This window comes from Xenorhabdus vietnamensis (assembly GCF_002127535.1).
In the GTDB taxonomy this organism is placed as follows: Bacteria; Pseudomonadota; Gammaproteobacteria; order Enterobacterales; family Enterobacteriaceae; genus Xenorhabdus; species Xenorhabdus vietnamensis.
The window spans coordinates 174,325-192,460 of the sequence record NZ_MUBJ01000006.1 but is presented as its reverse complement, the minus strand read 5'-3'; the positions used below and the strand labels follow the sequence as shown (position 1 = coordinate 192,460).

Annotated in this window: 13 protein-coding genes and 1 tRNA gene; 10 read left to right on the top strand and 4 right to left on the bottom strand. The window is 47.2% G+C overall.

What is annotated here, in order from left to right; genetic code table 11:
- Positions 1-13: 13 nt before the first annotated feature.
- The gene (locus tag Xvie_RS08015; RefSeq protein ID WP_086108800.1) at positions 14-1,015 is read left to right on the top strand and encodes an FAD-binding oxidoreductase; all 1,002 of its coding nucleotides are present in this window, start codon (positions 14-16) and stop codon (positions 1,013-1,015) included.
- Between the two features lie 145 nt (positions 1,016-1,160).
- Here the strand turns inward: Xvie_RS08015 and Xvie_RS08010 are convergent, their stop codons facing one another.
- From Xvie_RS08010 to pepA, 3 genes are all read right to left on the bottom strand, one after another.
- Positions 1,161-4,058: a valine--tRNA ligase gene (locus tag Xvie_RS08010; RefSeq protein ID WP_086108799.1), complete on the bottom strand. Its 2,898-nt coding sequence runs from the start codon at positions 4,056-4,058 to the stop codon at positions 1,161-1,163.
- Between the two features lie 13 nt (positions 4,059-4,071).
- Entirely contained in the window at positions 4,072-4,608 is a 537-nt protein-coding gene (locus Xvie_RS08005) for a DNA polymerase III subunit chi (protein ID WP_086108798.1), read from the bottom strand.
- A 140-nt stretch (positions 4,609-4,748) separates the two neighbouring features.
- Entirely contained in the window at positions 4,749-6,257 is a 1,509-nt protein-coding gene (pepA, locus tag Xvie_RS08000; RefSeq protein WP_086108797.1) for a leucyl aminopeptidase, read from the bottom strand.
- 280 nt (positions 6,258-6,537) lie between these two features.
- On the opposite strand from pepA, the gene lptF reads away from it, so the two are divergent.
- The gene (lptF, locus tag Xvie_RS07995) at positions 6,538-7,638 is read left to right on the top strand and encodes an LPS export ABC transporter permease LptF (protein ID WP_086108796.1); all 1,101 of its coding nucleotides are present in this window, start codon (positions 6,538-6,540) and stop codon (positions 7,636-7,638) included.
- Positions 7,638-8,717: an LPS export ABC transporter permease LptG gene (gene lptG / locus Xvie_RS07990; RefSeq protein WP_086108795.1), complete on the top strand. Its 1,080-nt coding sequence runs from the start codon at positions 7,638-7,640 to the stop codon at positions 8,715-8,717. Before lptF ends, lptG begins: the two co-directional genes overlap by 1 nt.
- A 119-nt stretch (positions 8,718-8,836) precedes the next feature.
- Here lptG and ampH read toward each other — a convergent pair whose 3' ends face one another.
- A complete protein-coding gene (ampH, locus tag Xvie_RS07985; protein ID WP_086108826.1) occupies positions 8,837-10,054 on the bottom strand; it encodes a D-alanyl-D-alanine-carboxypeptidase/endopeptidase AmpH in 1,218 nt (405 codons plus the stop codon).
- Positions 10,055-10,439: 385 nt separating this feature from the next.
- On the opposite strand from ampH, the gene Xvie_RS07980 reads away from it, so the two are divergent.
- The 7 genes from Xvie_RS07980 (at position 10,440) to darG (ending at position 18,132) form a co-directional block, all read left to right on the top strand.
- Positions 10,440-10,524, top strand: a tRNA-Leu gene (locus tag Xvie_RS07980).
- Between the two features lie 198 nt (positions 10,525-10,722).
- Entirely contained in the window at positions 10,723-11,997 is a 1,275-nt protein-coding gene (locus Xvie_RS07975) for a tyrosine-type recombinase/integrase (RefSeq protein WP_086108794.1), read from the top strand.
- Positions 11,998-12,347: 350 nt separating this feature from the next.
- Positions 12,348-12,587 (top strand): HTH-like domain-containing protein, encoded by a 240-nt coding sequence (locus Xvie_RS07970; protein WP_012543063.1) that lies wholly within the window; start codon positions 12,348-12,350, stop codon positions 12,585-12,587.
- Positions 12,588-12,626: 39 nt separating this feature from the next.
- Positions 12,627-15,065: a type I restriction-modification system subunit M gene (locus tag Xvie_RS07965; RefSeq protein WP_086108793.1), complete on the top strand. Its 2,439-nt coding sequence runs from the start codon at positions 12,627-12,629 to the stop codon at positions 15,063-15,065.
- Entirely contained in the window at positions 15,065-16,399 is a 1,335-nt protein-coding gene (locus Xvie_RS07960) for a restriction endonuclease subunit S (protein ID WP_086108792.1), read from the top strand. The genes Xvie_RS07965 and Xvie_RS07960 overlap by 1 nt, the downstream gene beginning before the upstream one ends.
- A 12-nt stretch (positions 16,400-16,411) precedes the next feature.
- Complete coding sequence (darT, locus tag Xvie_RS07955; RefSeq protein WP_086108791.1) at positions 16,412-17,068, top strand: type II toxin-antitoxin system toxin DNA ADP-ribosyl transferase DarT; 657 nt, start codon at positions 16,412-16,414, stop codon at positions 17,066-17,068.
- Positions 17,065-18,132, top strand: a complete 1,068-nt coding sequence (darG, locus tag Xvie_RS07950; protein WP_086108790.1) for a type II toxin-antitoxin system antitoxin DNA ADP-ribosyl glycohydrolase DarG — start codon at positions 17,065-17,067, stop codon at positions 18,130-18,132. Before darT ends, darG begins: the two co-directional genes overlap by 4 nt.
- The last annotated feature ends 4 nt before the right edge of the window (positions 18,133-18,136 follow it).

The following is an 18,136-nucleotide window of genomic DNA, read 5'->3' as shown; positions in this document are numbered from 1 at the left end:
TTTTAGCTGAAATATGAAACATTTTGTTAGTATCAATAAAACGGAAATTGAATTTTTTTCTGATGAAAATTTCACTATATTGGAACAAGCCGAGCTTAATGGACATTCTTTAAAAAATGGTTGTCGGTTGGGAGCCTGCCGGGTTTGTAAGTTAAAATTACTATCCGGTGATATAGAATATATTGTTGGTAATAAAATTGGGTTAACAAAGAAAGAATTAGATGAGAATTATTTTTTACCATGCTGTGCTGTTGCTAAAAGTAACATTGCTTGTGAATTGGATGGTGATAATAAAACTCTATCTGAGACCAAAGAAGGCGCTGTTATATGTGATATAAAAAGAATACCTGGAGTTACTATCTTAAAATTCAAGTTATCGAAAAGATCTAAGATGAATTTTATTCCAGGCCAGTATATCGGAATAGAAGTGCCTAATAGAGAATACAGATATTATTCTATTGCAAACATTCCTAAAAATGATGGATATGTTGAAATTCATGTAGCTAAGAATAAAAATGGTGTTTTTTCAGATTTAATTTGTGAGAAACTTGAGGTCAATGATGTATTGTGGATATACGGGCCTTATGGCGACTTCATTTCCGGGTATCATGATGAGGTTAGGGACATTGTTTTTGTTGCGACAGGAACAGGATTTGCTCCTATAAAATCCATAATAGAATCTGGCTTATTTAATGAACGAAAAATTTATCTTCTTTGGGGAGGAAGAAGAAGAGTAGAACACTATTTCTCTGAAATCATAGATAACTGGAAGAACACACTGCACAATTTTAATTTTCATATGGCTTTGTCCCGCCAGAATGAAGAAGAACATTTAGAAAGCCATTGTGGGTATGTACAAGATGTTTTCAGAAAAGAAATTGACTTGAATGATGACATTGAAGTTTATATGTGTGGATCCCCTAATATGATTAATGATATGTCTGAGCTATTAAAAAATGATTATCAACTACATGAAGATTATATTCATGTTGATGTATTCTATCCAAATAGCTAGGTATTTTTAATTATAAACATAATAATGTAGTTGTTAATAATTTATATTAATCAGCTTGTTGAAAAACCTTCAATTAATTTTAGAAAAGAAGCCACTGCAATTTTATTTGCAGTGGCTTTACATGAATAAATTTCAACTAAAAAAATTACAGAGCAGCGATAGCCTCTTTCTGCGCCCGTAATTTTTCTTTCGCTGCATTGTTAGTCGCCAAACGTTCGCGCTCTTTGGCAACAACGGCTTCCGGTGCACGGCTGACAAAGCCTTCGTTAGCCAGTTTGGTTTCAATGCTGTTGATCTCTTTATCCAGCTTCTCGATTTCTTTATCCAGACGTGCCAGTTCTGCATCTTTATCGATCAAGCCTGCCATTGGGATCAATACTTCTGCCCCGTTGATCAGTTTGGTGACAGAAACAGGCGCTTCTTCTCCGGCTGCCAATACAGTAACAGAAGCAAGACGACCCATCGCCTGAATGAAGTTGAGGTTTTCAGCAACGCGGCGTTGTGCGTCATCATTCGCATCACGCAGCATAACTTCCAGTGGCTTGCTTGGTGCAATATTCATTTCTGCACGAATATTACGTATCGCAATGATCGCTTCCTTGATCCACTCCAGATCGTTCAGTGCCAGTTCATCAACTTTCGTCTGATCGAATTCAGGGAAAGATTGCAGCATGATGGTATCGGCATCAATGCCTTTGACCACTTTCACCCGTTGCCAGATGGTTTCTGTAATGAATGGAATTATTGGATGCGCCAGACGTAGCAAACCTTCCAACACTTCAATCAGCGTATGGCGAGCCGCGCGGACTTCCGCTTCTGATCCTTTGTTAATAGCTGGTTTTGACAGTTCCAGATACCAGTCACAGAATTGGTTCCACGTGAATTCGTAAAGAATGTTCGCAGCGATATCGAAACGGTAGGTATCCAGCGCTTCGCGGTAGGCTTTAACTGTCTGGTTGAATTCTGCCAGAATCCAGCGATCTGCCAGTGATAGCGACATTTCACCACCGTTCTGGCCGCAATCCTGTCCTTCAGTGTTCATCAGCACGAAACGACTGGCGTTCCACAACTTGTTACAGAAGTTGCGATAACCTTGCAGACGCTTCATGTCCCAGTTGATATCACGGCCAGTGGAAGCCAGAGCTGCCAGTGTGAAACGCAGGGCATCAGTACCGTGGGCTTCAATGCCTTCCGGGAACTGTTTTTCAGTACGCTTACGGATTTTCTCAGCCAGTTGTGGCTGCATCATGTTGCCGGTGCGTTTTTCCAGCAATGTTTCCAGTGAGATACCGTCGATCATATCCAGTGGATCGATAACGTTCCCTTTGGATTTTGACATCTTCTGACCTTCATCATCACGGATCAGGCCTGTCATGTAGACGGTCTTGAATGGCACTTGCGGCTTGCCGTTTTCATCTTTGATAAAGTGCATGGTCATCATGATCATGCGGGCAATCCAGAAGAAGATGATGTCGAAGCCACTAACCAGCACATTGGTCGGATGGAAGGTTTTCAGCGCCTCCGTTTGCTCAGGCCAGCCTAGCGTGGAGAACGTCCATAGGCCAGAGGAGAACCAGGTATCCAGTACGTCTTCGTCTTGGGTCAGGGTGATATCTGCGCCCAGATTGTTTTCACGGCGAACTTCTTCTTCATCTCGACCAACATAGACGTTGCCTTGTGCGTCATACCATGCCGGAATGCGATGGCCCCACCACAATTGACGGGAGATACACCAATCCTGAATATCACGCATCCAAGAGTAGTACATGTTTTCGTACTGTTTTGGTACGAACTGGATATCACCGTTCTCAACCGCTTCAATCGCCACTTTTGCAAGTGGTGCAGTGCGGACGTACCATTGGTCAGTCAGCATCGGTTCGATAACCACACCGCCACGGTCGCCGTAAGGCACAGTCAGGTCATGAGGTTTGATTTCAACCAGCAGGCCCTGGTTTTCGAACTCTGCCACAATCGCTTTACGTGCGGCAAAGCGCTCCATACCGCGATATTCAGCAGGGATATCAGTCGAATACACATCAGAGGCTTCGCCATTGGTATCGAACACTTCTGCAGCTTCGCGGATATCGCCGTCAAAGGTCAGGATGTTGATCATTGGCAGGCTGTGGCGCTTACCGACTTCATAGTCATTGAAATCGTGGGCTGGGGTGATTTTCACGCAGCCAGTGCCTTTTTCCATATCTGCGTGCTCATCGCCAACGATAGGAATGCGGCGGTTTATCAGCGGCAGAAGGATTTCTTTGCCAATCAGATCCTTATAACGTGGATCTTCCGGGTTAACGGCAATGCCGGTATCCCCCAGCATGGTTTCTGGGCGGGTTGTGGCAACAATCAGATATTCTTTGCCTTCTGCGGTTTTGGCATCGTCAGCCAGCGGATAGCGCAGGTACCACATGGAACCTTTTACTTCACGGTTTTCAACTTCCAGATCAGAAATCGCTGTGCGCAGTTTCGGGTCCCAGTTAACCAGACGCTTGCCACGGTAAATCAGATCTTCTTGATACAGGCGAACGAAAGCTTCTTTAACCGCTTTGGACAGACCTTCATCCATGGTGAAGCGCTCGCGTTCCCAATCCACGGAGTTACCCAGACGGCGCATCTGGTTGGAGATATTGCCACCCGATTCCGCTTTCCATTGCCAAATTTTGTCGATAAAGGCTTCACGGCCATAATCGTGGCGGGTTTTGCCTTCTTCTGCCGCGATCTTACGCTCAACAACCATTTGGGTTGCGATGCCTGCGTGGTCAGTTCCCGCTTGCCACAGGGTATTTTTTCCCTGCATGCGTTGGTAACGCACCATGGTATCCATAATTGTCTGCTGGAACGCGTGCCCCATGTGCAGGCTGCCGGTGACATTTGGTGGCGGAATGACGATGCAGAAGCTTTCACGGCTGGTATCACCATTCGGCTTGAAGTAACCACTCTGTTCCCAGTGTTTATAAAGAGGTTGCTCTATCTCTGTCGGGTTGTACGTTTTATCGAGAGATGGCTCAGATTGCGTTTGATTATCGGGTGTCTTTTCCATTGTGTCTTGATATTTAATAGGTTGGCGGGGTTGCCATGGTCAAATTAAAGCCGACGCCACGATAAGATTTATATCGCTCGCGTGCTAACTGTTTCAGATTTTCATCAATAGGGACGAAGTCTATCACTTCATGGAAAGCTGTGGCAAAGTCTGCAAAATGAGGAAGTAGTGTCACCAGCACATCGCGGGGAGCACTACCTCTTTTTTGTGGCCAGCACAATTCTACTGGTGCGCCATAGCGGGGGCCTTCTCCAGCAAGATTGTGCGGTACAAATTGACTTGGCTCACGTTGCCATAATGCTTCGTCCAATTTTTCTGCCTGTTGCTGACTTTCACAAGCAATCAGAACCCGCTTCCCTGCACGCCATTGGTCCGCAGCAAGCTGACACGCCAGCCATTCATGTGGTTGTAGATCATCTGGCGATGATTGCTCCGCTGGTTGTTTTTCCAATAGCTGTTTTTCCAGTAACTGGTTTTCCAGTAACTGGTTTTCCAATAACTGGTTTTCCAATAATTGGTTTTCCAATAAATAGAAGATAGCGTTTTTCATAGTTTCTTGGTTACAAGATTATGGGAAACAGTGACGAAAAAGGGTATCGCGATTGCAATACCCTTAATTCCATTTATTTCCTTAATACCTTTGTGCCACATTTTTATCGAGTTTATCTATAAAAATAAGTAGCTGGGGCATTAATCATCAGAATTCAGACCTGAACGATTTAACAGAAATTGTGACAGGAGTGCAACCGGACGACCTGTCGCTCCTTTCGCTTTGCCTGAACGCCATGCTGTACCGGCAACATCCAGATGTGCCCAGTTGTATTTCGTTGCGAAGCGGGACAGGAAAGCACCAGCGGTAATTGCGCCACCGGAACGTCCGCATGAGTTAACCATATCCGCAAAATTGGATTCTAACTGTTCGGTATATTCATCACTCAACGGCAGACGCCATGCGCGATCTCCTGCCTGCTCTGAAGCGTTCAGCAGCTCATGCGCCAGTGGATTGTGGTTGGACATAAGCCCCGTGTAGTGGCTTCCGAGTGCAACGATACAAGCGCCTGTCAGGGTTGCCACATCAATGACCAATTCCGGTTCAAAACGCTCAACATAAGTCAGCGCATCACACAGTACCAGACGGCCTTCCGCATCGGTGTTTGTTACTTCAACGGTCTGACCGGACATGGTGGTCAAAACATCTCCGGGACGATAAGCTCGTCCGCCGGGCATGTTTTCGCAACCTGCCAGAACGCCGATGACATTGATTGGCAGTTTCAGTTCAGCAACAACGCGCATGACACCATAAACAGAAGCTGCACCGCACATATCATATTTCATCTCATCCATGCCTTCGGATGGTTTGATGGAGATACCGCCGGAATCAAAAGTCAGCCCTTTTCCTACCAGTACGATTGGCTTCGCATTGGCATCTTTGCTGCCTTTATACTCCATGACTGCCATCAAGGATTCATTCTGCGAACCCTGACCAACCGCCAGATAAGAATTCATGCCCAGCTCTTTCATCTGTTCTTCACCAATGACTTTGGTTATCAGATTAGCTGCGTTGTCAGCAAGCTGGCGCGCCTGTGATGCCAAATACGCGGCATTACAGATGTTGGGTGGCATATTGGCCAAATCTTTCGTTGCCTTGATGCCTGATGCAATGGCAAGACCGTGTTGAATGGCACGCTCACCGCTGGTCAGTTCGCGGCGGGTTGGTACATTGAACACCATTTTGCGCAGTGGGCGACGCAGTTCATTTTTGCTGCTCTTGAGCTGGTCAAAAACATATAGTGACTCTTGGGCTGTTTCGACTGCCTGACGTACTTTCCAGTAATTGTTGCGTCCCTTCACATGCAGTTCTGTCAAGAAACAAACTGTTTCCATTGAACCGGTTTCATTGAGGGTACTGATCGTTTTCTGGATAATTTGCTTATACTGGCGTTCATCCAGTTCACGTTCTTTTCCACAACCAACCAGCAAAATACGTTCAGACAATACATTAGGAACATGATGCAGCAACAAGGTTTGACCTACCTTGCCTTCAAGTTCACCACGGCGCAATAAGGCACTGATATAGCCGTTACTTATTTTGTCAAGTTGCTCTGCGATAGGGGAAAGACGGCGGGGTTCAAACACGCCGACAATAATACAGGCACTACGCTGTTTTTCCGGGCTACCGCTCTTTACACTAAACTCCATGAGTTCTCCTGAATCTTAAAGACAAAGACGGATACAATCGCTAAAATATCACGTTACGCATTAATGCATCCCAAAGAAAAGTAACTGTTATGTTAAGCTAAGCACATTATTTTTTGGTATTTAGCTAACGATAAGTGTGCTCTAATTGGGAACCAATATATGGAATGCTTTGGTATCATTTCAGCAATGGGGAAGCCAAACTGATTCATATAAATGGTAGATATACGACGAAGTTAGCGACTTTCCTGCAAAAAGACAAGTTTTCACAGGCGTAATAAGCGTGATCATCATTAGATATCTAGTACGGGAAACCCTGAAAAGCCAAATCGCAATACTTTTCATCTTGCTGCTGATCTTTTTCAGTCAGAAATTAGTTGATGTATTGAGTGCGGCAGTAGAAGGAAATATTCCTGCAAATTTGGTTCTATCGTTGTTAGGTTTAGGTGTGCCAGATATGGCGCAGCTTATTCTGCCCCTGAGTTTATTTCTCGGGGTATTAATGACGTTCAGCAAACTCTATACCGAAAGTGAAATCACCGTCATGCATGCCTGTGGGTTGGGCAAAAGTGCATTGGTGAAATCAGCCCTTATTCTGGCTTTGCTTACATCAGCGTTAGCGGCTGCCAATGTTATCTGGTTCACTCCATGGTCTTCCAAATATAAAGAGCAAGTGGTGGCGGATGTAAAAGCCAATCCAAGCCTGGCAGCCATCATGGAAGGGCGGTTCAGGCCTTCCCGCGATGGCAACATGGTGCTTTATATCGGCAATGTGAAGGGCAATACGTTCGAAAATGTTTTTCTGGCTCAGCTGCGTCCGACGAATGATCAGCGTCCTTCCATTGTGCTTGCGGATGGTGGACATATGGAAGAGCGCCTGAATGGTAACCAAGTGGCGGTACTCCACAAGGGGACGCGTTATGAAGGTACGGCGCAATTGCGTGATTTCCGCATTACTGAGTTCAAGGATTATCAGGCAGTGATTGGGCATCAAAGAGTAGATATCGATGGCAACAAAGTTGAACAAAAATCGATGGAGCAGCTTTGGCATGACACTGACCATGATTCCCGCTCAGAATTCCACTGGCGTCTGACGTTGATTGTCTCGGTGCTGATCATGGCGCTGATGGTCGTGCCATTGAGTGTTGTGAATCCGCGTCAGGGACGGATACTCAGTATGCTGCCAGCGATGTTGCTCTACCTGATCTTCTTCCTGCTGCAAAGTTCCCTGCGTTCCAATGGGGGGAAAGGCAAAATTGATCCTATGTTTTGGATGTGGCTGGTCAACGGTGTGTATTTTGCCTTGGCTGTCGTGCTGAATCTGTGGGATACCGTACCCATGCGCAAACTGCGTTCACGCTTTAAGAGTCAAGGAGCGTCATGATGTTTGGGGTATTGGATAGATATATCGGCCGGACAATCCTGCAAACCATCCTGATGACTTTGTTCATGCTGGTATCCCTTTCCGGCATTATCAAATTTGTCGATCAGCTGCGTAAGGTCGGGCAGGGAGAATATACTGCATTTTCTGCCGGCATTTACACATTGTTGAGTATTCCCAAAGATATTCAGATTTTCTTTCCCATGGCCGCCTTGCTCGGAGCGTTGTTGGGATTGGGAGCACTGGCAACACGCAGTGAGCTGGTGGTGATGCAGGCTTCTGGTTTTACCCGCCTGCAAGTGGCGGGTTCTGTCATGAAAACGGCGATTCCGCTGGTCTTGCTGACGATGGTCATCGGTGAATGGGTGGCCCCACAAGGAGAGCAACTTGCTCGTAATTATCGCTCCCAAAAAATGTTCGGAGGCTCACTGATGTCTACGACCAAAGGGTTGTGGGCGAAGGATGGGCAGGACTTTGTCTATATAAAGAGCGTGGGCAAGGATAATTCTCTGAATGGCATCAATATTTACCATGTTAATGAAAATAAAAAATTGTTATCCGTCAGATATGCTGCTTCGGCGGTGTATGACAAAGATAATCATCAATGGAAATTATCTCAGGTTGAAGAGTCTGATTTAATGCAGGATGGGCGAATCACTGGATCACAGCGTCTTTCTGCGGTTTGGGAAAGCCGGTTGACACCTGAAAAACTGGGAGTGGTTTCCCTTGAGCCTGAAGCTCTCTCTATTCGTGATTTGCATCAATACATCACATATTTGAAGCAGGGGCAGCAAGATGCTGGACGTTACCAGCTCAATATGTGGAAGAAGTTTTTTGCACCTTTATCGGTCGCGGTGATGATGCTGATGGCACTTTCTTTTATTTTCGGGCCACTGCGCAGCGTGCCAATGGGATTCAGGGTAGTTGTAGGTATTAGCATGGGCTTTGTTTTCTATGTCTTGAATGAGATATTCGGCCCGCTCAGTCTGGTTTATAGCATGCCACCGATACTAGGGGCGTTGCTGCCAAGTTTGTTGTTCTTTGTTGTGAGTATTTACTTACTTTTGCATAGGAAAACATAACAGGCTGATATTTAACTACGTTTATTTTTCTATCATAACCAATCAGAGTATTAACTGTGTAATGCTCTGATTGGTATCTGGTACTATTTTATTAATAACAAAATTTATTAATAACAAAATTAAATTTGATTATGATTACGTGCTAATGCCGCGACTAATTCATTAACCCCGCTAGTCACATTGCTAAATTTACTTTGTTCTTTGCGCGTCATTACCACAAACACGCCAATATTTTGTTCAGGGATCATCGCCATATAGGTATTGAACCCGCCGCCACCGCCGGTTTTTTGATAAATACCGGGAACATCGCCTTTGGCATCCATATACACCCATCCAAGCCCGATGCCATCCGCCAGACCTGCTACATCCATTCCTTTGATTGACGTCAGATCGGTTCGTTTAAAGTAGATACCTTGTTCACGGCTGGCAGTCTTTTTTCGCAATTGATTATGGGAAGATAAAAACTGCTGCATCCAGCGCTGCATATCTGCGGGGGTGGAATAAATCCCACCACTACCCGCTGCGGCAATAGTATTTACACAAGGGCTGGGTTTAACCCCTGCCATCAAACGGGCACATTGGGATTGAGAGGGGGTCAGCGTTGTATCTTTCATATGATAAGGACGGGTGATCTCTTCTTGCAACAGACGCGTATATGGCTTTCCCGTTGCTTTGGAAAGAGCATCTGCCAAAAAATCATAGGCCAGATTGGAATAGGAAGCCGTTGTGCCGGGAGCTGCACCTATTCCTGCTGTTTTCAACCAAGCCCAGCGGTTTGATTGAGTCGGCCAAATGAACACAGGGCGTCCCCATTTCCCACCCGGTTGTTCCCGTGGTAATCCACTGGTATGGCTTGCCAGATGATACAGCCGGATTGGCTGACCTGAGCCATAGCCTGGCACATGAACACCGTAATTCGAGTATTTCTGTAACGGATCAGTAATCTTAAGGCGTTTATTCTGTGCCAATTTAATCATGATCTCGCTGGTCATCAATTTGGTAATAGAAGCAATACGAATCAAAGAGTTTTGCTGTGGCTGAACGCCGCTCCCTGGATAAGTTTCCCCGAAACTGCGATGCACAACATGGTTATTGTCGATGACTACGATTGCCATCCCCAAAGGACTGACTTTATCAAAGATGGATTGCGAATATTGATCAACCAGCACAGTAGACATTTTATTGCTCTTGTCATTACCCTCGTGAACTTCCCACTTTGCAGGTTGTGCATTGGAATGTTGAAATTTGCTCTGATAATTCACATCAGAATCCGCACAAGCCGAAATCGCCCATGTCAGGGCAGAAATTGCACACAGTTTATATAGCCGTTTTTTCATTTTTTGGATTAACCAATCAGAGAGCATTCAAGTGGGGAATCAAGCCGTTATTTGTTTTTCTTAAATATCGCCATAATGGCGCCGATCACGATACCCACAAGGATACCTATAAAAATCCAACTGATAATAGTCATGATAATTTACCTCATAGCAGTGTATTGTTTGGAATTATATAAGGAGTTTATAGGTTGTCTATTGGCAGGAAAGTATTGTGAGAGGGGGGATGTGTGCGATGCAGTGGTGAAGAAGGTTGTGTTTTGAGCTACATTGGTCAAAAAAAGTCATGAGTGATTCTTTTTTCAGCACTTGAACAAAATTGAAAGGATAAGTGTTGCGAACGTTCTTCTGACAGGTATAATCACCTCCGTTCTCCGAACCCTTCAGTGCCGAAGTGGCGAAATCGGTAGACGCAGTTGATTCAAAATCAACCGCCTTCGGGTGTGCCGGTTCGAGTCCGGCCTTCGGCACCATCGGAACATCAATAGACGTCAACGGACGTCTTTTTTTGTGCCTGAAATCCAGTATCCGCAAGGCTTTCCTCGCTTTTTCACTCAACCTAAGTCAACCTGATTCAATCTACATCAACTTACTGATGTGGGTACATCTGCGGGTATATCCCGGTTCGATAATGTTTGTACCCACACAGAACCCTTGAAAGGATACTCATCATGGCTCTGAGTGATGTGAAGGTTCGTTCGGCAAAGCCTGAAGCAAAAGCCTATAAACTTACTGACGGTGAAGGCATGGTTTTGCTGGTTCACCCTAACGGTTCTAAATACTGGCGGCTTCGTTATCGTTTCGGCGGTAAGGAGAAGATGCTGGCGCTGGGGAAATATCCCGAAGTCTCGCTGGCGGATGCCAGGGCACGCCGGGATGAAGCCCGTAAGCTGTTAGCTAATGGTGTCGATCCAAGTGAGAATAAGAAAGCCGTTAAGGTAGAGCAGGAGCAAGAGGCAATAACGTTTGAAGTGGTTGCCAGAGACTGGCATGCCAGTAATCAGAAATGGTCTTCAGCGCATAGCGCTCGTGTATTGAAAAGTCTCGAAGATAATCTCTTTGCTGCCATCGGTAAGCGGAACATCGCAGAACTGAAAACGCGAGACCTACTTGTACCCATCAAAGCAGTCGAGTCATCCGGACGCCTTGAAGTCGCCGCCCGTTTGCAACAGCGAACTACCGCGATTATGCGCTTTGCTGTACAGAGCGGTTTAATCGACTACAACCCTGCTCAAGAAATTGCCGGTGCAGTTGCTACGGCGAAAAGACAGCATCGTGCGGCTCTGGAGCTTAATCGCATACATGAATTACTTCACCGCATTGATCATTATTCCGGCAGGCATTTAACTCGATTAGCTGTCGAACTCACTTTATTAGTGTTTATCCGCTCAAGTGAACTACGTTTTGCACGCTGGTCAGAAGTGGATTTTGAAACGGCCATGTGGACGATTCCAGGTGAGCGTGAACCGTTGGAAGGTGTTAAGCATTCTCAGCGTGGTTCGAAGATGCGTACTCCACATCTTGTTCCCTTGTCGCGGCAAGCACTAGCCATTTTAGAACAGATCAAAAGCATGAGTGGGAATCGAGAGCTGATTTTTGTTGGTGATCACGATCCGCGTAAACCCCTGAGTGAGAATACGGTAAATAAAGCGCTGCGAGTGATGGGATACGATACGAAAGTTGAAGTTTGTGGTCATGGTTTTAGAACTATGGCTTGTAGTTCGTTGATTGAGTCGGGGCTGTGGTCGAGGGATGCGGTGGAGAGGCAGATGAGCCATCAGGAGCGTAGTTCTGTGCGGGCGGCTTATATTCATAAGGCCGAGCATCTTGGGGAGCGTAGGTTGATGCTGCAGTGGTGGGCTGATTATCTGGATGCGAATCGAGAAAAAATCTTTTCTCCTTTTGATTATGCAAAAATCAATAACCCATTAAGCCAGAATAAGTAACTATGCAAGAACACTGATAGCAATCGTAGGATCGAGTTGGTTTAATCGGCTTTAAGGCCACAGTCACGTCTTGCAATGCCTGACTCAGCTATCATTGCTGGATAGCTGGGTCAGGCATAAAAAATGTAAATGTATGATAGTCACAAATAAGCGATATCTTTAGGAAACTAACCCAGAAATCTGATTTCGTAGACGCCAGTGTGAAAATCTAGATGGTTGATTTGCTCAAAGATATTTTCTTGTTCAAAAACCGTGCAATCAGAGTCGCTGAACGTCTTACTCATTGAACTCAATGTCAATTTTAGCTATTTTAGCTAAATTATCTAGCATGTCCACGGATACCAGCCTTTATGAATGAAAACGAAATATACCATCGTATCCAGCAAGCGCTATCCGGAGCTCCACGTAACCAGTACACCGTCGAGTTGCATCTGCAAATGATTAAGTATGCCGACGAGTTGGAACACATTACGGCAAAAGCTTTTTGTGAAGGCACCGGTCTGAGCCAGAGCCTCGGCACTGAATTCAGCAAAATGCGTAACTTAACCCGTCGGCTGAAAGCCGCCGGACTGAACACCGATCTGCTGTAACCCGCTTACGGCACATCACCGTGTAAAACGAGATATTTAATGGCTATCAAAAAAACCGAACTCTACTCCTCTCTGTGGGCAAGCTGCGACGAACTGCGCGGCGGGATGGATGCCAGCCAGTACAAAGACTATGTGCTGACCCTGCTGTTTATGAAGTATGTGTCCGACAAATATAAAGGCGACCCTTACGGAATGATCGTTATCCCGAAAGGGGCCAGCTTTGACGATATGGTCGCGCTGAAGAACGATAAAGAAATCGGCGATAAAATTAACAAAATCATCCGCAAGCTGGCGGAAGAGAACGATTTGAAAGGCGTTATTGACGAGGCCGACTTTAACGACGAAGACAAGCTTGGTAAAGGCAAAGAGATGATTGACCGCCTGACGAAGCTGGTCGGTATCTTCGAGGGGCTGGATCTTTCCGGCAACCGGGCCGATGGCGATGATCTGCTGGGCGATGCCTATGAGTACCTGATGCGCCACTTCGCCACCGAATCCGGTAAAAGCAAGGGACAATTTTATACTCCGGCAGAGGTGTCGCGCATTCTGGCGAAAGTGATCGGCATTACGCCCGATACGCCGCAGGATACCACGGTGTATGACCCCACCTGCGGATCCGGCTCGCTGCTGCTCAAAGTCAGCGACGAAACGCGACGCGGGCTGTCGATCTTCGGGCAAGAAATGGACAACGCCACCAGCGCACTGGCGCGTATGAACATGATCCTGCACAACAATGCCACTGCGAAAATCTGGCAGGGCAATACCCTGAGCGATCCGCAGTGGAAAGAAGCCAACGGTAGGCTGAAAGCCTTTGATTTCGCCGTGGCCAACCCGCCGTTTTCCAATAAAAACTGGACCAGCGGACTGGATCCGAAAAAAGATCCGTTTGAGCGCTTCGTCTGGGGCGTTCCACCGGAGAAGAACGGGGATTATGCTTTTCTGCTGCACATCATCAAGAGCCTGAAAAGCACCGGTAAAGGGGCGGTGATCCTGCCGCACGGTGTGCTGTTCCGCGGCAACGCCGAGGCGAATATCCGCGAAAACCTGATTAAACAGGGCTATATCAAAGGCATTATCGGCCTACCAGCCAACCTGTTTTACGGCACCGGCATCCCAGCGTGCATTATCGTGATTGACAAGGAGCACGCCCACAGCCGCAAAGGCATTTTTATGATCGACGCCAGCCGGGGCTTTATCAAAGATGGCAATAAGAACCGCCTGCGCAGCCGGGATATTCACCGCATCGTGGACGTGTTTAACCACCAGCGCACGGTGCCCGGCTACAGCCGAATGGTGGCGTTAATCGATATCGCCGGGAATGATTACAACCTGAATATCCCCCGCTATATCGACAGCGGCGAGCCGGAAGATCTGCACGATCTGACCGCCCACCTACAGGGCGGTATTCCGGCGCGCGATGTTGATGCCCTACAGGATTACTGGCGGGTATTCCCCACCCTGCGCGACGTGCTGTTTGCCGACGATCGCCCCGGCTACTGTCGGGCGCAGGTAGAAGCCCAACAGGTTAAGCCGACCATTCTGGCGCATCAGGAATTTAAGGATTTTACCACCCGCAGCCTGCTGCCGTTTAAGGCATGGGTGAAAGAGGCGGCGCTGGCAGATATAGGCAAAGGTGATAAACCGAAGGAACTGATCCACGATATCAGCGAGATGCTGCTGGCGCAGTATGCTAACGGCGAGTTGCTGAATAAATACAGTGTGTACCAGATCCTGATGGACTACTGGGCCGATGTCATGCAGGACGATGTATACGTGATTATGCAGGACGGCTGGAAAGCCGCCGCGCAAATTCGCGAACTCCAGCCAGTGAAAGACAAGAAAGGAAAAAACGTCTGGAAAGAAGCGCACGATTTTGAGTTTGACAAGCGGCGCTACAAGGCCGATGTGCTGCCCCGTTCATTGGTGGAAATTCGATGTTTCCCGGAACTACTGGATGCGCTGAACCGCGCACAGGAACGCAGTGAAGAAGCCGGCCGTCAGTTAGCGGAGTTTGTCGAAGAGCAGGCCGGGGAAGACGATCTGCTGGCCGAGGCGAAGAACGACAAAGATAAGGTGACGAAAGAGCTGGTCAATGTCCGCTTGACTCATTTGAAGAAAACTACCGCCGACCCGGATGAGCTGGCAGCGCTGACCCGCTGCCTGGCGTTGATTAAGACGAAAGCCAATGCGGAAGAAGTACGAAAAGCAGCACAGAAGGCGCTGGATCGCGCGGTATTTAAACATTATCCCACTCTGGATGAATCTGCGATTAAAACATTGATGGTACAGGACAAATGGCTGGCTACATTACAGGCCGGGATTAAGGCGGAGATTGAGCGTATCACCCAGCAACTGGCAGAGCGCGTGAAGGAACTGGAAGAGCGTTATGCTGAACCGTTACCGGCACTTGAAGCGTCCGTTGGGGCGTTGAGCGAGAAGGTGGCCGGGCATTTGCGGGCGATGGGGCTGGTGTGGTGATGGTGGATTTAATGGTGAGTGAGCAGCAGTCGGGTATGGCGGGGAAAGGCGTGCCTGTGGGGTTTAAACTGACGGAAGTTGGGGTTATTCCTAAGGATTGGGAGTGCGTACCATTTGGCAACTTGTTTAAAACAAGCATAAAGAAAAAAAACGTCAGCGATCATGAGCTGGTTTCATTTATTGGAATGCAGGATGTTAGTGAGGATGCACAATTAAAAAATAGTATCCAGATTCCTTTTAAAGAAGTTAAAAGCGGCTTCACTTATTTTGAAAAAGGGGATGTGTTGTTAGCAAAAATAACCCCATGCTTTGAAAATGGAAAGGGATGCCATACCGCTGAATTACTTACTAACATAGGTTTTGGTAGTACAGAATTTCATGTATTAAGGGAAAGTGAAGATTCCGATTCTCGCTTCATCTATTTTTGGACAACTGATAAAAAATTCAGAGCATCATTGGAATCAGAAATGGTGGGAAGTGCAGGACACCGTCGTGTACCGCTAGTTGCTGTAAAAGCATTTTTGATTCCGTGCCCAAAAAACAAGCAAGAACAAAGCGCTATAGCTAATACATTATCGGATATTGATGACTTTATTTTAGCGTCAGAAAAGCTTATCGCAAAAAAACAAGCCATCAAAATAGCCACCATGCAGCAACTACTAACGGGTAAAACCCGTTTGCCACAGTTTGCGTTGCGGGATGATGGGTCTGTTAAGGGATATAAAAAGAGTGAGTTGGGGGAAATCCCTGAGGATTGGAGTTGTATTAATCTCGGTGAACTAGGTAATTGCATTATTGGATTAACTTACAAACCTGAAGATACATCTGATTATGGTACATTGGTATTACGCTCATCCAATATTCAAAATAATCACTTAGCTTATGATGATAATGTCTTCGTCAGTATAGAACCACCTGAGCGCACAATTGTGAAAGAAGGTGATATTTTGGTGTGTGTGAGAAATGGCAGTCGCCAACTTATTGGTAAATGCGCATTAATTGACAAAAATGCGCAAGGTTCGGCATTCGGTGCATTTATGTCAGTATTTCGAACTGATATATATGGATTTATATTTCATCAATTTCAGTCTAACGTTATTCAAAAGCAAATCGCCGAAATTATGGGTGCCACTATCAATCAGATAACTAATAAAGATATGTTAGGCTTTAAAATCCCGTTACCTGAAAGTAAAGAAGAACAAACCGCCATCTCCGCCATCCTCTCCGATATGGACAAGGACATTCAGACCTTGCAGCAGCGTCTGGACAAAACCCGCCAGCTTAAACAGGGGATGATGCAGGAACTGTTAACCGGGAAAACCCGCTTAGTATAGAAGGGAATGCACATGGCTCATGATTACAGCTCCAGCCTCAATCCAGAAAAAGCCCTGATTTGGCGCATTGTCCATCGGGACAATATTCCGTGGATACTGGACAACGGCCTGCACTGCGGCAACAGCCCAGCACAGGCTGCAAACTGGATCAATATCGGTAACCCAGAGCTTATCGACAAACGCGCCGGGCATCCGGTGCCTGTCGGGACGGGCGGGACGCTGCATGACTATGTGCCGTTTTACTTTACCCCCTTCTCGCCGATGCTGATGAACATCCGCAGCGGGCGCGGCGGCATTAAGCAGCGCCCCAATGAAGAGATCGTCATTCTGGTCAGCAGCCTGCGAAACGTGGCGGAGCAAAACGTCCCTTTCGTGTTTACCGACAGCCACGCCTACTATAACTGGGTTAACTACTACACCCGTCTGGACGATCTGAACCAGATCGACTGGCCTATCTTACAGGCGCGGGATTTCCGTCGCGATCCGGACGATCCGGCCAAGTTTGAACGCTATCAGGCCGAGGCGTTAATCTGGCAGCACTGCCCCATCACGCTGTTGGGCGGGATGATTTGTTACAACGATGGCGTCAGGTTACAATTAGAGCAGTGGCTGTCGCAACGCAATCTGTCAATGCCCGTTCACACACGGGCCGGGTGGTACTTCTCATGATGACATACACACAAGGCAATTTACTGGACGCGCCCGTGGAAGCACTGGTGAATACGGTTAATACCGTCGGCGTCATGGGTAAAGGCATCGCGCTGATGTTCAAAGAGCGCTTCCCCGACAATATGAAAGCCTATGCCCTCGCCTGTAAACAAAAGCAGGTGATGACCGGCAAAATGTTTATTACCGAAACCGGCGAACTGATGGGGCCGCGCTGGATCGTCAACTTTCCCACCAAACAGCACTGGCGCACCGACTCCCGCATGGAGTGGATTGAAGACGGCTTGCAGGACTTACGTCGCTTTTTGATCGAGGAGAAAGTGCAGTCTATCGCCATTCCGCCGCTGGGTGCTGGCAACGGAGGCCTGAACTGGCCGGACGTTCGGGCGCGGATTGAATCTGCGCTGGGCGACCTTCCGGGCACTGAAATCCTGATTTATGAGCCTACCGAAAAATACCAGAACGTCGCTAAGAGCACCGGCGTAAAAAAGCTCACTCCTGCCAGAGCGATGATCGCTGAACTGGTGCGCCGCTACTGGGTGCTGGGGATGGAGTGCAGCCTGCTGGAAATCCAAAAGCTGGCATGGCTGTTACAACGTGCCATTGAACTGCACCAGCACGAAGATGTGCTCAAATTGCGGTTTGAAGCGCATTATTACGGCCCTTATGCCCCCAACCTGAACCATCTGCTTAATGCGCTGGACGGCACATATCTGAAAGCCGAGAAACGCATCCCGGACAGCCAGCCGCTGGACGTTATATGGTTTAACGATCAGGAAAAAGAACACGTCAACCTCTGGCTGAACAACGAGGCCAAAGCGTGGTTACCGGCGCTGGAGCAGGTCAGCCAGTTGATTGACGGCTTTGAATCGCCGTTTGGTCTGGAGCTGCTGGCAACCGTTGACTGGCTGCTGACCCGGGGAGAGTGCCAGCCCACGCTGGACTCCGTGAAAGAGGGGCTGTACCAGTGGCCTGCGGGTGAACGCTGGGCCAGTCGTAAGATGAAGTTATTTGACGATAAGAATCTGCAATTTGCCATCAACCGCGTGATGGAGTTCCATTGCTGAACAT

Bases quoted from the DNA above. Each gene is read 5' to 3' on its own strand.
- Xvie_RS08015 (WP_086108800.1), top strand. From the start codon at position 14: ATGAAACATTTTGTTAGTATCAATAAAACGGAAATTGAATTTTTTTCT.
- Xvie_RS08010 (WP_086108799.1), bottom strand. From the start codon at position 4,058: ATGGAAAAGACACCCGATAATCAAACGCAATCTGAGCCATCTCTCGAT.
- Xvie_RS08005 (WP_086108798.1), bottom strand. From the start codon at position 4,608: ATGAAAAACGCTATCTTCTATTTATTGGAAAACCAATTATTGGAAAAC.
- pepA (WP_086108797.1), bottom strand. From the start codon at position 6,257: ATGGAGTTTAGTGTAAAGAGCGGTAGCCCGGAAAAACAGCGTAGTGCC.
- lptG (WP_086108795.1), top strand. From the start codon at position 7,638: ATGTTTGGGGTATTGGATAGATATATCGGCCGGACAATCCTGCAAACC.
- ampH (WP_086108826.1), bottom strand. From the start codon at position 10,054: ATGAAAAAACGGCTATATAAACTGTGTGCAATTTCTGCCCTGACATGG.
- Xvie_RS07975 (WP_086108794.1), top strand. From the start codon at position 10,723: ATGGCTCTGAGTGATGTGAAGGTTCGTTCGGCAAAGCCTGAAGCAAAA.
- Xvie_RS07970 (WP_012543063.1), top strand. From the start codon at position 12,348: ATGAATGAAAACGAAATATACCATCGTATCCAGCAAGCGCTATCCGGA.
- Xvie_RS07965 (WP_086108793.1), top strand. From the start codon at position 12,627: ATGGCTATCAAAAAAACCGAACTCTACTCCTCTCTGTGGGCAAGCTGC.
- Xvie_RS07960 (WP_086108792.1), top strand. From the start codon at position 15,065: ATGGTGGATTTAATGGTGAGTGAGCAGCAGTCGGGTATGGCGGGGAAA.
- darT (WP_086108791.1), top strand. From the start codon at position 16,412: ATGGCTCATGATTACAGCTCCAGCCTCAATCCAGAAAAAGCCCTGATT.
- darG (WP_086108790.1), top strand. From the start codon at position 17,065: ATGATGACATACACACAAGGCAATTTACTGGACGCGCCCGTGGAAGCA.